The organism is Schnuerera sp., assembly GCF_035459645.1.
In the GTDB taxonomy this organism is placed as follows: Bacteria; Bacillota; Clostridia; order Tissierellales; family Tepidimicrobiaceae; genus Schnuerera.
Genome location: NZ_DATHXO010000056.1, coordinates 1 through 15,310 on the forward strand (window position 1 = coordinate 1; position 15,310 = coordinate 15,310).

General features: G+C 27.9%; 15 protein-coding genes. 14 read left to right on the forward strand and 1 reads right to left on the reverse strand.

Annotation, left to right across the window (positions count from 1 at the left end):
• The 13 genes from VK998_RS01285 to VK998_RS01345 all read left to right on the forward strand — a co-directional run.
• Positions 1-324 (forward strand): S1 RNA-binding domain-containing protein (locus VK998_RS01285; RefSeq protein WP_325224590.1); only part of this gene is annotated, 324 nt, incomplete at its 5' end.
• Positions 325-488: 164 nt separating this feature from the next.
• Positions 489-1,265, forward strand: coding sequence for a CheR family methyltransferase (locus tag VK998_RS01290; RefSeq protein WP_325224592.1), 777 nt, complete (start codon positions 489-491; stop codon positions 1,263-1,265).
• 60 nt (positions 1,266-1,325) lie between these two features.
• On the forward strand, positions 1,326-2,381 hold the full coding sequence (locus tag VK998_RS01295) for a M42 family metallopeptidase (RefSeq protein ID WP_325224594.1): 1,056 nt from the start codon (positions 1,326-1,328) through the stop codon (positions 2,379-2,381).
• Positions 2,372-3,391: a M42 family metallopeptidase gene (locus tag VK998_RS01300; protein WP_325224597.1), complete on the forward strand. Its 1,020-nt coding sequence runs from the start codon at positions 2,372-2,374 to the stop codon at positions 3,389-3,391. Before VK998_RS01295 ends, VK998_RS01300 begins: the two co-directional genes overlap by 10 nt.
• A gap of 1 nt (position 3,392) precedes the next feature.
• The gene (locus tag VK998_RS01305; protein ID WP_325224600.1) at positions 3,393-4,391 is read left to right on the forward strand and encodes a M42 family metallopeptidase; all 999 of its coding nucleotides are present in this window, start codon (positions 3,393-3,395) and stop codon (positions 4,389-4,391) included.
• Between the two features lie 161 nt (positions 4,392-4,552).
• On the forward strand, positions 4,553-5,149 hold the full coding sequence (locus VK998_RS01310; RefSeq protein WP_325224601.1) for a MerR family transcriptional regulator: 597 nt from the start codon (positions 4,553-4,555) through the stop codon (positions 5,147-5,149).
• Positions 5,150-5,325: 176 nt separating this feature from the next.
• On the forward strand, positions 5,326-5,472 hold the full coding sequence (locus tag VK998_RS01315) for a hypothetical protein (protein WP_325224604.1): 147 nt from the start codon (positions 5,326-5,328) through the stop codon (positions 5,470-5,472).
• 139 nt (positions 5,473-5,611) lie between these two features.
• Complete coding sequence (gene miaB, locus VK998_RS01320) at positions 5,612-6,934, forward strand: tRNA (N6-isopentenyl adenosine(37)-C2)-methylthiotransferase MiaB (protein ID WP_325224606.1); 1,323 nt, start codon at positions 5,612-5,614, stop codon at positions 6,932-6,934.
• Positions 6,935-6,950: 16 nt separating this feature from the next.
• The gene (gene mutS, locus VK998_RS01325) at positions 6,951-9,566 is read left to right on the forward strand and encodes a DNA mismatch repair protein MutS (RefSeq protein ID WP_325224609.1); all 2,616 of its coding nucleotides are present in this window, start codon (positions 6,951-6,953) and stop codon (positions 9,564-9,566) included.
• A 1-nt stretch (position 9,567) separates the two neighbouring features.
• Positions 9,568-11,415, forward strand: a complete 1,848-nt coding sequence (mutL, locus tag VK998_RS01330; protein WP_325224612.1) for a DNA mismatch repair endonuclease MutL — start codon at positions 9,568-9,570, stop codon at positions 11,413-11,415.
• Between the two features lie 13 nt (positions 11,416-11,428).
• Positions 11,429-12,382, forward strand: a complete 954-nt coding sequence (gene miaA / locus VK998_RS01335; RefSeq protein WP_325224615.1) for a tRNA (adenosine(37)-N6)-dimethylallyltransferase MiaA — start codon at positions 11,429-11,431, stop codon at positions 12,380-12,382.
• 13 nt (positions 12,383-12,395) lie between these two features.
• Entirely contained in the window at positions 12,396-12,632 is a 237-nt protein-coding gene (hfq, locus tag VK998_RS01340) for an RNA chaperone Hfq (protein ID WP_325224617.1), read from the forward strand.
• 81 nt (positions 12,633-12,713) lie between these two features.
• Positions 12,714-14,018, forward strand: a complete 1,305-nt coding sequence (locus VK998_RS01345; RefSeq protein ID WP_325224619.1) for a methionine gamma-lyase family protein — start codon at positions 12,714-12,716, stop codon at positions 14,016-14,018.
• Positions 14,019-14,068: 50 nt separating this feature from the next.
• Here the strand turns inward: VK998_RS01345 and lexA are convergent, their stop codons facing one another.
• Positions 14,069-14,686: a transcriptional repressor LexA gene (lexA, locus tag VK998_RS01350; RefSeq protein ID WP_325224622.1), complete on the reverse strand. Its 618-nt coding sequence runs from the start codon at positions 14,684-14,686 to the stop codon at positions 14,069-14,071.
• A 236-nt stretch (positions 14,687-14,922) separates the two neighbouring features.
• On the opposite strand from lexA, the gene VK998_RS01355 reads away from it, so the two are divergent.
• Positions 14,923-15,243, forward strand: coding sequence for a LysM peptidoglycan-binding domain-containing protein (locus VK998_RS01355; RefSeq protein WP_325224624.1), 321 nt, complete (start codon positions 14,923-14,925; stop codon positions 15,241-15,243).
• Positions 15,244-15,310: the final 67 nt, after the last annotated feature.

The window sequence follows — 15,310 nt, forward strand, 5'->3', positions numbered from 1 at the left end:
AGAAAAACTGGAGATGTAGTATTTGGTAAAGTTGTTAACATTTTGGATTTTGGGGCGTTTGTTAGATTGGAAGAAGGTGTTGATGGATTAGTACATGTTTCTCAAATATCGAAAGAACATGTAAATAAACCCTCTGATAGATTAGATGTTGGAGAAGTAGTTAAAGTAAAAATTATTGATATAAATGAAGAAGAACAGAGAATAAGTTTAAGTATGAAAGCAATAGAAGAAGATGTAGAAAAGAAAGAAGAAAAGGAAGAAAGTGAGAGCTTTAAAAATGAAGATATAGACGTAAAAATAGAAGATATTGTAAAAGATAAATAAAAATGTAAAGGGAATTGATGTATAATAAATCTAATAATGAAGAAAATATTAATGTGACCTCACAAACTACATCAAGACCCCCTTTACATTAATATTTCTGTGGTTTTATGCCACAGAAATTTTTTAAATTAAAATACTTCTTCATAATTTTCAAGGGGGCATCCATGGATAAGTATGAAAATTTTAAGAAAAATATAAATGACCTTATTAATGTAGATTTAAATTACTATAAAGAAAAACAAATGAAAAGAAGAATTACTTCATTAATGAATAGAAATGGTTTTGATGATTTTAATCAATATTTCAAAGGATTGAAGTCGGACAAGATAATGTTAGATCAGTTCATAAATTATTTAACAATTAATGTATCAGAATTTTATAGAAATCCATCACAATGGAAGGTTTTAGAAACAATAATATTACCTGATTTAATTAAAAAAAACAAAAAACCATTAAGAGTTTGGAGTTCAGCATGTTCTACTGGTGAAGAACCTTATTCTTTAGTTATGTTAATGAGTAAATATTATGATTTAAAAAAAATAAAAATATTAGCTACTGATATTGATGATGGGGCAATAGAAAAAGCTAAAGTAGGTCTTTACTCTGAGAAGGCTTTAGCCAGTTTGCCAACTGAATATAAAAGAGAATATTTTGAAAAGGTTGGGAACTCATATAAAATAAAAGATAAGGTTAAAAATTGTGTAGATTTTAGTAAATTAGATCTTCTTAAGGATCCATTTCCAAATAATATAGATTTGATTGTCTGTAGAAATGTTATGATATATTTTACTGATGACGCCAAAGAATTATTATATAAAAAGTTTTATAATAGTTTGAGTAGCCTAGGAGTTCTTTTTGTTGGAAGTACTGAACAAATAATATTGCCTGAAAGGTATAATTTTAGAACTATCAAAACATTTTTCTATGGGAAAATTAATTAGTGTGTCTAAACAAATATTATGTTATAATACAATAAATATATTGTACAAGGGGGTTAAAAATTGGATACGAAAGAGTTTTTAAAGTTATTAAGTAATGGTAGTAGTGTATCTGGGTATGAATTTAAGCTAAACGATAATATAATTTCTGTCTTTAAAAGCTATGCTGACCATGTAATTGTGGATAAATTAGATAATGTTATAGCGATAAAAAAAGGCATAAATAACCAATCGAATTTAAAAATAATGTTATCTGCCCATATGGATGAAATAGGATTGATGGTTAAGTACATTGAAGACAATGGGTTTATAAGATTTACTAATATAGGAGGTATAGATCCTCGTACAATTTTAGGTCAGGAAGTAATAGTACATGGAATAAAAGATTGTTATGGAGTTATAGGTTCTAAGCCACCTCATTTACAAGAAGCTTCTGAAATCAATAAAACTATTAAAATGGAAGATATGATAATTGATATAGGTTATTCAAGAAAAGAAGTGGAAAAACTTATAAGGATAGGAGATCCAATTACTATTAAAAGAGATTTTAAATCGTTACAAGGTAATAGGTTAGTTGGTAAATCTTTAGACGATAAGGCAGGAGTAGCTGCTTTGTATGAATGTATTAAAGAACTATCAAATATGAAACATGAAGCAGATATATATTTTGTGTCAACGGTACAAGAGGAAGTAGGTATGAGGGGTGCTTTTACTAGTACTTATAAAATTAATCCTGATATTGGCATTGCAATAGATGTAGGTTTTGGTTCTACACCAGAGCTATTAAAAGCCGATACACTTGATATGGGTAAAGGTCCTGGAATAACAATAGGAGGGAATATTCATCCAGGGCTAAGGGAAAGAATAGTCCAGATAGCCAAAGAGTATAATATTCCTTTTCAGTTTGAAGTAACTCCTGGACCTACTGGAACAGACGGAAGAGCTATGCAAATCACAAGGGAAGGTATTCCAACTTTATGTCTATCAATACCGTTAAGATATATGCATACTTCAGTAGAAATAATTGATATGAATGATTTAAAAAATACAGCTAAACTATTAGCATTTTTCATAGCTTCTATTTCAAATGAGAATTTGGAGGGGTTATTATGTTATTAAAAAGATTAACTGAAGCTTCAGGTGTATCTGGTAATGAAAAAGAAGTAAGGGATATTATACTTGATGAAATTCAAAATTATGTAGATGATGTAATTATAGATAAATTGGGTAATATTATAACTTATAAAAAAGGGAAAAATAGTTCTAAAAAATTAATGATAACGGCTCATATGGATGAAGTAGGTTTAATGATTATCGATATTGATAGCGCGGGTTTACTTAAGTTTACAACTGTTGGAGGTATTGATAAAAGAATTTTAGTTTCTAAACCTGTTTTAATTGGTAAGAATAAAGTACTGGGTGTTATAGGAGCAAAACCAATCCATTTACAAAAAAAAGAAGAATGGCAAAAAGCTTTAGATTTAGACCAATTATATATAGATATAGGAGTAAATACAAAAGAAGAAGCGGAAAAACTAGTTAATATTGGTGACTATGTAATTTTTGATAGCTCTTATATGGAGTTTGGTGAGGGTTTAGTAAAAGCAAAAGCTTTAGACAATCGTGTAGGTTGTAGTTTGCTAGTTGAGCTTATTAAAAATGTAGAAGATATTAGCTTTTATGGGGTATTTACTGTAATGGAAGAAGTAGGCCTTATAGGAGCAGGCCCAGCTGCATATAGAGTAGAACCAGATATTAGTATAATATTGGAAGGAACTTTATGTTATGAGGTTCCAAAGCTTGATAAACATTTAATACCAACATATTTAAATAAGGGACCAGCAATTTCTTTAATAGATAGAACTACTCTATATAATATTGAATTTAGAAAAAAAATAATAGAAGTTGCAGAAAAAAATAAAATACCTTATCAATATAGGAAAACGGCTATGGGTGGAAACGATTCAGGAAAAATACATAGAAGTAAGGAAGGTTCAATTACAACTACAATATCTGTACCTTGTAGGAATATCCATTCACCAACATCAGTAATGAGTAAGAATGATTACAAAAATACTCAAAAATTATTAAAAGCTATTTTATCTGAATTTAAAAAGGGGGAATTGTAATATGAAATTTAATAGTCAACTTCTAAAAGAATTAGTAAGCATTTATGGACCTTCAGGAAATGAAAAATTTATTAGAGATTATATAGAGACAGAAATAAAAAATTATGTTGATGAAATTATTACAGATGATTTAGGAAATTTAATTGCAAGAAAAAAAGGTAATGGGAATAAAATTATGATAGCTGCCCATATGGATCAAATAGGATTAATGGTTACTGACATTGATGATGATGGATTTTTGAGATTTACAAATATTGGAGGTATATCTCCATATATTACATTAAGTCAACAAGTTGTATTTGAAAATGGAACAATTGGAGTTATTTCAGCAGAGCCAATTGAGGATATTTCAAAACTTAAACTATCTAATATGTATATAGATATCGGAACTAACAATAAAGAGGAAACAGAAAAAATTGTAGACATTGGTGATATATGTGTTTATAAATCGGATTATAATGAAAATGATAATGTCGTATTTACAAAATCCTTAGACGATAGAGTAGGATGTTTTGTTGCTATAGAATCTATTAAACAAATTGAAAACAATGTGAATGATCTATATTTTGTTTTTACTGTACAGGAGGAAGTTGGTCTAAGAGGAGCAAAAACTGCTGCTTATAGAATTGATCCAGATATAGGTATAGCTATAGATGTAACAGGTAGTGGTGATACTCCTAAGGCAAAAACTTTCGCAATAGGTTTAAATAAAGGTACTGCTATAAAGGTTAAGGATAATTCAATTTTAACTCATCCAAAGTTGAGGCAATTTATGATAGGGGTTGCGAAAGAAAATAATATATCGTATCAATTGGAAGTGTTAGAATATGGTGGTACTGATTCGGGTGCTATTCATTTGACCAAGGAAGGAGTGCCTTCTGGAGTAATATCTATACCGACTAGATATGTACACTCTACAATAGAAATGGCTTCAAAAAATGATATTATAAACTCTATAAAATTATTATCAAAAATGCTAGAAGATAATATTAAACTATAATAAAAGAGCTGAATCTCAGCTCTTTTATTATTTTATTTTGCTTTATGTAAATTAATTAAATATTATAGCAGTATTTGTTAAATAAAATATTATTTTTTGTAAAGGAATTTTAAAAGTATTAAAGAATATTAATATAAGACTGTTTTTAAGGGGGTATTAAAATGATAGAAATTGATAAACAATATCCAATATCTGAAGTAGCTGAGCTAACAGGCTACCCTCCTCATGTACTTAGATATTATGAAAAAGAATTTGAACTAGAGATTCCGAGAAATGAGTCTAACCACAGATATTATACCTATTCTGAAATTGAAATATTTCAATATATTAAATCACTTCAAGACAAGGGATTTAGTAATAAACAAATTAAATTAATCTTAAAATCACCAGAAATACTGATAAATTCCAATGAAGAAACTGCTTTAACAAATATCAGCCAACAAGAAAATATCAATTCAATTGAATTAGCTAGAGAAATTAGTATAAATTTGGAAGAGGTATTTTTTGATGGTTTAATAAAAACATTGGAAAGTAATACTCAATACAATGAAGAAATCATAAAAGAATTGATGAGTGAAATTACAGCTTTGAGAAATGAATTAAGCAGTAAAGAAAGGGATGTGTTAATATGTGAAAATGCAAAACTAAAGATGAAAGTTAAAGAAAAATCTTATGAAGTTGCAGAATTAAGAGAAAGAATAAAGAGGATGGAAAATAATAAATCTTTTTTCCAAAAGATATTTAAAAGCAGTAAATAATTCAATATATGAAGAAGCATGAATCAAAACTTGCAGAATAATAAAATAAGCATCTTAGAAGCAGGGTAATATGAAATATTAATAAGAATAGAATTCAATTTTCAGAAAAATCCCTTGTATTATAATAAATTACATGTTATAATTTTATTATAAATAGATAAAAGGGGTTGATTAATATGAGGAAAAAGAAAAAACCTATTAAGTCTAAGCAAAGACATATTCAAAAAAAATGTGGTGCTATTTCATGTATAAATAATGTTTGTGGTATGTGTTATTTGGAGAGTTGTGAACTTTATGAAAATGTGTTGATACAGGAAGATTAAATTTAATAATTAGCAATCTTTAATAGCCTATTGAACTTTCAATAGGCTATTTATAATGGTATAATGTTTTAGTAAGATAGGTTTTATTTTTTTACATTTTTGTTATAATAAAAGATGACTAGTTTTAGGAGGAAAATAAATGAAAAATAAAAAATATACAATTATAACCTATGGTTGTCAAATGAATGAACATGATTCTGAAAAAATATCTTGGATATTAGAAAACATGGGTTATGAATGGACAGAGAATAAAGAAGAGAGCGATTTTATTATATATAATACATGTATAGTGAGACAAAATGCTGAATTTAAAGTATATGGTCAATTAGGAGCGTTAAAAGCTTTAAAGAGAAGGAAGCCAAATTTAATACTAGCTGTTTGTGGATGTATGATGCAACATGAAAAGGCTAGAAAAGTAATACTTACTAAATATAGACATGTAGACATCATTTTTGGGACTGGAAACATACACAAGTTACCACAACTTATTAATAGATATTACCAAACTAATAAAACTGTCGTAGACATAGTTGAGGATAATAGAGAAATAGTAGAAGATATAGAAGCTAATAGGAAATATACTTTTAAAGCATATGTAAATATAATGTATGGTTGTAATAATTTTTGCACTTATTGTATTGTTCCATATACAAGGGGTAGAGAAAGAAGTAGAGAACCAGAATATATTATTAACGAAATAAAGGGTCTAGCAAAGGAAGGATACAAGGAAATAACTTTATTAGGGCAAAATGTAAACTCTTATGGGAAAACTTTAGGCTATGATTATTCTTTTGCAGACTTATTAAAAGATGTAAATAAAATTGAAGGGATAAAAAGAATTAGATTTATGACTTCTCATCCAAAGGATTTATCAGATGAACTTATAGAAGCAATGGCCAAATTAGACAAGGTATGTGAGCATTTACATCTACCTGTTCAGTCTGGTAGCAATAATATTTTGAAAAAGATGAACAGAAAGTACACTAGAGAAGATTATCTAAGATTAATTGAAAAGATAAGAAAGAGAATACCTAATATTGCAATATCTACAGATATTATAGTAGGTTTTCCTGGAGAAACAGAAGAGGATTTTAATGAAACCTTGGATTTAGTAAAAAAAGTTAGATATGATGCTGCTTTTACATTTTTATATTCAATAAGAGAAGGTACTATTGCAGCTAAAATGGAAAATCAAATTCCAGATGAAGTTAAACATGAAAGATTCCAAAGGTTACTAGACACTCTATATCCAATATTTTATGAGCAAAATATAAAATTTGAAAATAAAATTGTAGAAGTTTTAGTTGAAGAAGTAAGTAAAAATAATGAAGAGGTATTAACTGGTAGGACATCTCATGGCAAATTAGTACATTTTAAAGCTAATAAAGATTTAATTGGAAATATGGTAAATGTAAAGATAGACAAAGTCAAATCATTTACATTAGAAGGTTATATTATTTAATTCGGGAGGGTTAAATTTGGACAATTTAACACCAATGATGAAACAATATAAAAGGATTAAGGAAAAGTATGAAGATTCAATTCTTTTTTTTAGATTAGGAGATTTTTATGAAATGTTTTTTGAAGATGCCATTGTTGCATCCAAGGAGCTTGAAATAGCATTAACCCATAGAGAAGCAGGAGGAAATGAAAAAGCTCCAATGTGTGGAGTTCCTCATCATGTATCCGAAATATATGTTTCAAAATTGGTAAAAAGAGGGTATAAGGTTGCTATATGTGAACAGATGGAAGATCCTTCAGTAGCTAAAGGATTGGTAAATAGAGATGTAGTTAGAATAATAACACCAGGAACTATAACAGATACAAATGTGTTAGATGAAAAATCTAACAACTATCTTGCTTCAATTTATTTAGATGAAAAAGGTGTTGGATTATCTTATGTAGATAGCTCTACAGGAGAAATGTATACTACAGAGATTTTAAGAAGTAAAAATGAATCATATAGTTTTATATTAGATGAGTTAGGAAAAATATTTCCTTCAGAGATAGTATGTAATGAGAAATTTTTAAAAAATAAAAAGCTCCTTAAAACTATTGAAAATAGGATAAACCCTTATATAAATATCTATAAAAGTGAAAATATAAATAATAAAAACTGGGAAAATATAATTGTTGATCATTTTAATGTAGATAATTTAAAAGTTTTAGGATTAGAAGGGAAAATGTATTCTGTATTATCTACTGGGAAACTAATTGATTATTTATATGAAACTCAAAAAGATTCTCTAAAACATATAAATCGGTTGGATTTTTATAATACAAATGAATATATGATATTAGACATAAATACGAGAATAAATTTAGAGATACATGAAACAATTATGACAAGAGAGAAAAAAGGGGCTCTAATATGGTTATTAGATAAGACTTCTACTGCTATGGGAGGAAGGTTGTTGAAAAATTGGTTGGAGCAACCTTTAATTAATATTGATGAAATCGAGAAACGGCAAAATATGGTACAATTGTTTGTGAATGACATTATATTAATGGATGAAATAAAGGATTGCTTAAAGAATATTTATGACTTAGAAAGATTAATAGGAAAAGTATCATATGGTAATTGTAATGCTAGAGATTTATATTCTTTAAAAGTTTCCATAGGTATGATTCCAGAATTAAAAAATTTATTATTAAAGTCAAATAAAAAAAAGTTTATTGAGCTAGGAATGGAAATTGATGCTTTAAATGATGTCTACGAATTATTAGACAAATCTATTGTAGATAAACCTCCTATTTCAGTTAGGGAAGGTGGGTTAATAAAGTTAGGTTTTGATAAAAATTTGGATGAATTTAAAAAGGCTAGTAAAGAAGGCCAACAGTGGTTAGCTAACTTAGAAAATGATGAGAAAAAGAAAACAGGTATTAGAAACTTAAAGGTTGGATTTAATAAAAAATCTGGATATTTTTTTGAAGTCACAAATTCTAATCTAAATCTAGTTCCAGATTATTTTATAAGAAAACAAACTTTGACTAATTCTGAAAGATATTATACTGAAGAGCTGAAAGAAATTGAAACAAAAATATTAGGAGCTGAAGATAGGATAGTAGATATAGAGTATAATATATTTAATGATATAAGAAACAAAGTAAAGTTACAGACAAATAGAATCCAGAAGGTAAGCAAACAGATTTCTACTATTGATGTTTTAAATTCATTTGCTCAAGTAGCATATAACAATGATTATGTAAAACCTAAACTTAACAGTAATGGTGTAATTAAAATTTTAGAGGGAAGACATCCTGTTGTTGAAGCTACTATGGTTGAGGGTATATTTGTACCTAATGATACCTACATGGATACAGCTAGCGATAGAATACAGATTATAACTGGACCCAATATGGCTGGAAAATCTACCTATATGAGGCAAGTGGCAATTATTACTTTGATGGCACAAATCGGTTCTTTTGTTCCAGCGAAGGAAGCAGATATATGTATTGTAGATAGGATATTTACAAGAATTGGCGCCTCGGATAATCTGTCCCAAGGTGAGAGTACATTTATGGTTGAAATGAATGAAGTAGCTAATATTATAAAAAATGCAACTAAAGATAGTTTAATTATTTTAGATGAAGTAGGTAGGGGTACAAGCACCTATGACGGTTTAAGTATAGCTTGGTCTGTTATAGAACATATTGCAAAAAATATAAAAGCTAAAACTCTTTTTGCGACTCATTATCATGAATTAATAGAGCTAGAAGATACTCTAGAAGGAATAAAAAATTTAACTATATTAGTTGAAGAAAGAGGCGATGAAGTAATATTTTTGAGAAAAATAACTGAAGGCAGTACAAATAAAAGTTATGGTATTCAAGTAGCTGAATTAGCAGGAATTGATAAAAAAATCATTGCTAGAGCAAATGAAATACTATATCAAATAGAAGAAAATCATAATTCTTCAGATACTAGTAATTTAAAAGTTCACAATCAGCAGCTAGATTTTTTAGACTATAAAAAGGATTATTTAATAGATAAAATAAAAAAACTAGATATTTCTAAGTTAACACCTATTGAAGCAATTAATATATTATATGATTTAACGGAGGAAGCTAAGAAGCTTAAGGAGAGAGCATGAAATGAGCAATATTAAAATATTAGATGAATTGACTATTCAAAAGATTGCAGCAGGAGAAATTATTGAAAGACCTGCCTCTATAATCAAAGAGCTTATAGAAAACTCTTTAGATGCAAATGCGTCAAATATAACGGTGGAGATAAATAATGGAGGGAAAAAATATATAAGGGTTACAGATGATGGTGATGGTTTTACGCAAGATGATTTAAAGATTGCTTTCAAACGTCATTCTACGAGTAAATTATCTGATATTGAAGATTTATATAATATTTTATCTTTTGGATTTAGAGGTGAAGCATTAGCAAGCATATCAGCAGTATCAAGAATGGAGGTTCTAACTAAAACAGAAGGTAATTTATCTGGTATACAGGGTTTTGTTGAAAATGGTAATGTAATAAAGACAAAGCCAGTAGGATGTCCAAAAGGAACTACTGTGATTGTTAAAGATTTGTTTTATAATCTTCCAGTTAGAGAAAATTTTTTGAAAACTGATACTGTAGAATCTAACTATATAAGTGATATTATGTATAAATTAGCTTTAGGAAATAGTAGAGTTTCATTTAAGTATATAAAGGATAATAAAGTAATATTTAATATATCAAAAAATAATGATTTAAAATCAAATATTTATACTTTATTAGGGAAAGAGTTTAGTGAAAATCTTATAAGTATAAACTACAAAACTTTAGATTTCAGTATTTATGGATATATATCAAACAATACTTTTTATAGAAGTAATAGAAATCATCAGTATTTATATGTAAATAATAGATATATTAAAAATAAATTTATATCAAATCTTATTGAAAATAAATATAAATCACTTATTCCTATTAATAGATTTCCTATATTTATACTATTTATTGATATAAATCCTTTACTGATTGATGTAAATATTCATCCAACTAAACAAGAAATTAAGTTCATGAACAAAAAGGAGATCCAAGCTACACTTGATAATTTGATAGATAAAGAATTGGATAGAATACTGTCTATTCCTAAAATAACTTTCAATAAAGAAAAAAAGGATAATTGTAAAGAGGATGAATTACCACTTTTGTATGAAAAAACTTTCCTTGAAAAAGATATATTAGAAGAAGATAAGGTTAAAAAAGAGAATAAAGAGATTAGTATTTACAATGATTTGTATAAAGAGGAGAGAGAAGTAAATTCAAAAGAAAATATAGGAATTTATGCTATAGAGACTAATAACAAAAATACTTTTATATATGATAATAATATTGGGGATAAACAATTAGTTAATACACTAATAAATTCAAAAGTTGTTGGAGTTTTATTTTCTACTTTTATATTGCTAGAAAACCTTGAATTAGAAAGAGTTTTTATAGTTGATCAACATGCTGCTCATGAAAGAGTTATGTATGAAAAATACAAAAAAGAATATGAATCAGAAAAAGTTATAATTCAAAACCTTTTAGCTCCTGAAATAATTGAACTTAGCAATGCAGAAGTTGAATCTATAGTGAATAATATAGAGCTGTTAAAAGAATTAGGTTTTATAGTAGAAAGGTTTGGTAATAATAGTATTATTATAAGAGGTGTTCCTTTATTATTTGGGAAGCCTCAAGTAAGAAAATTATTTTTAGATATAGTAGATACTTTAGAGTTAAATATTAAGAGTGGTTATCAAGTTAACTTGGATAAGATAATTAAGATTGCATGCACAAAAGCTATTAAAAGTGGCGATAATATTGGTAAAATTGAAATAGAAAGCCTTATAGAACAGCTAAGTAAAACTAAGAATCCATATACTTGTCCGCATGGAAGACCGACAATTATTGAAATATCAAGAAAAGACATTGAAAAAGAGTTTAAAAGAATTATATAAAAGGATGATATTATTGGAATCTAGAAAAGACTTATTAGTTCTTATTGGACCAACTGCCGTAGGTAAAACTTCTTTATCTATAGATTTAGCTAAAAAAATTGATGGGGAAATAATATCTGCAGATTCTATGCAAATATATAAATATATGAATATAGGAACTGCTAAAGTAAAAAGAGAGGAGATGGAAAACATTCCACATCATTTAATAAATATAGTATATCCTGATGAAGAGTTTACTGTTGCAGATTATAAAAGGAATGCAGAAAAGTATATTAACAAAATAAATGAATTAGGCAAGATACCTGTTGTTGTTGGAGGAACTGGTTTATATATCAATTCTCTGGTGTATGAATTAAGATTTACTAAAGTAGAAGCAAATGAAGATTTTAGACATAAATATAATGAATTAGCAGATACATGTGGGAATGAATATATCCATAATGAATTATATAAAATTGATAAAGCATCTGCAAAGCGGATAAATCCAAATGATAGGAAAAGGGTAATCAGAGCTTTGGAAATTTATCATGAAACTGGGAAACCAATGTCATATTATAATAAAAATTTTAGAAGAGAGATAGATAAATACAATTTGGTAATGATTGGACTAACTATGGACAGAGCTGTTTTATATTCTCGCATAAATAAAAGAGTAGATGATATGATAAAAGAAGGTTTAGTGGAAGAAGTTGAAAAATTATTGAACATGGGATATAACAAAGAACTAGTTTCAATGCAAGGAATTGGATATAAAGAGATAGTATCTTATTTAGAAGGAAATATCTGTTTAGATAAAGCAATTGAAGCTCTCAAAAGAAATACTAGGAGATTTGCTAAAAGACAATTGACATGGTTTAAAAGAGATAAAAGAATACATTGGATTGATGCAAATGAATTTAACTCTATGACTGATATAAATAATTATTTAATTAGTTATACCAAAAATATTATTAACTTAAATACCTAAGGGAGGGAAATATGTGAAAACTACGACAAATTTGCAAGATGTTTTTCTTAATAAAGCAAGAAAAGATAATACTATTATTACAATTTACTTAATAAACGGATATCAAATTAAAGGTATAGTAAAAGGATTTGATAATTATACTATTATCCTGGATAGTGAAGGAAAGCAACAACTTATATATAAACATGCTATATCCACAATAATACCAGTTAGACCAATAAATTTGTTAGGTAACAAAACAGTAGAATAATGATTTTAACAAAACAAATGTCTCTGATTGAACTCAGAGGCTTTTGTATTCAAATTGAGATGAAGAAAGGCTGGATTAGTAATGGACAAGGAGACAATAAATATATTATGTAAACACTTTGGTTTTAATAAAGATATAATTAGGTTTGTTAATTTAAAAGAAAAAAAGATTTTAGATAAATTTAATTATATTAATAAAGTAAAAGAGTATAATCAATATAAAGTAATTAAAAGTATGCAGGAGGTAACTCTTAGTTCCACTGACTTCAATTGGACTACAGGATATGGATATGGGGATGTAGGCAGGGAGAAAGTGGAGGAGATTTACTCTCTAGTATTTAATACGGAGGATGCTCTAGTAAGACCAACTATTGTATCGGGGACACATGCTATCACCTTAACTTTATCTGGATTGTTAAAGCCAGGTGATGAATTTATTTCCATAACTGGTACACCTTATGATACATTGCTAAAAGTAATTGGAGTAAAGGGAAGTTTGGATGGCACATTATTAGATTATGGTATTAAGTATAAGGAAATACCATTAAAAAACACTAAAATAGATATAGCTGAGACAATTAACCATATTAATAATAACACTAAATTATTATTAATACAAAGATCTACAGGATATAGTGATAGAAAAGCTATTACTATAGATGAAATGGATGAAGTTATAAAAAAGGTGAGAGAAGTAAATAGGGATGTCATTATTATGGTAGATAATTGTTATGGTGAATTTTTAGAGAAAAGGGAACCAACTAATATAGGTGCAGACATTATGGCAGGTTCATTGATTAAGAATCCAGGTGGCGGTATAGCTTTAACAGGAGGTTATATCGTGGGGAAGTCCTCACTAGTTGAACAAGTATCAAATAGAAGCACGGCACCAGGCCTAGGGAAAGATTGTGGATTGACTTTTGGCACAACAAGGTCAACATTACAAGGATTGTTTTTGGCTCCTCATGTAGTTTCAGAAGCTTTAAAGGGAGCATTGTTAGTGGGAATTGTATACAAAGAATTAGGATTTGAAATTGTGCCTGAAATAGATGATGTTAGAAGTGATATAATACAAGCTGTTAAGTTAGATTCTCCGGATAGAGTTGTTGAATTTTGTAAGGGAATCCAACAAGCTTCAGTAGTTGATTCTCATGTAACTCCATTACCTTGGCAGATGCCAGGATATGATGATGAGGTTATTATGGCTGCAGGAGGTTTCATTGATGGTTCTTCTATTGAACTAAGTGCAGATGGACCAATGAGGGAACCTTATTTTGCTTATTATCAAGGAGGATTGACTTATGAGCATTGCAAGCTTGGTGTTATAAGTTCTTTAAGTAAGCTATATAACAAAAATTTAATAGATAAAAACAAGCTAACTAATTAATTAGTTAGCTTGTTTTTATTGACATAATATAAAATTGGTTGCTGTAATTTTTAAAATTTTCTGTATAAGCCTATAACTTTGCCTAGTATGGTTAAATCTTTTGCTAATATAGGAGACATGGATTCATTTTCAGGTTGAAGACGTATATATTCTTTTTCTTTAAAAAATCTTTTTATAGTAGCTTCATACTCTAATAAAGCAACTACGATGTCGCCATTTATTGCATGGTTTTGTTGTTTAACTAAGACATAATCACCGCTTAGTATACCAGCATCTATCATACTATTTCCTTGAACTTCCAACATGAATAAGGGGCCTCGTTCAGCCATTTCAATTGGTACGGGAAAAGTATCTTCAATATGCTCTACTGCTAAAATTGGTTGTCCAGCAGTGACTTTACCTATAATAGGTATATCTACTGTTTTTTTAGTAGCAAATAAAGAATCTTCATTTCTGTCTAATATTTCAATAGCTCTTGGTTTAGTAGGATCTTTTCTAATATAACCTTTTGTTTCTAATTTTTCTAGATGCCGATGAACGGTAGAAGTAGATTTTAGATTAACCCCTTTACATATTTCTCTTACAGATGGGGGATAACCTTTTTTTTGAATTTGACTTTTCATAAAATGCAATATTTCTAATTGGGTTTGATTTAAATCTTCATACACACTAAACACCTCACATATAATTCAAAGTAAATAATTCTAATTCAAAGCAAAAAAGTGCAAGAATAAGCTCTTTCAAACGATAATATTTTAAATATCGATTTAACTTATTATACCATAGTCAAAAAAAATAATCAAACGTTAGTTCTTTTTTGAAAAAAGTATTGACAAAGAACAAATGTTTTAATAAAATATAATCAGAACAGATGTTTTGAACTAATGTGCGAGGTGATTAATAAATGAAAAGAAAAAGATATAGAGTAGTTGATAAGAAAAAATTTGTTTCTTTTATAGTGATTACATTAATTATGACGATAGCTATTATATTCATGCTTACTAACAATCAAAAAGCTTATAGTTCTACATACAGAGTTGATTATACTATAGTAAAAGTTAAAAAAGGTGATACATTATGGAAAATAGCTATTGATAATATGCCCGAAAACTATGATATAAGAAAAATGGTATTTGAAATAAAGGAATTTAATCAAATGGTAGATGTTAATATATATCCGGGAGATTTAATAAAGATACCTATCAAACACACAACCCCTAAATAATTAAAGAAGGATAAGCTTAAGCTTATCCTTCTTTAATTATTTAGGGGTTGTGTGTTTGATAGGTATC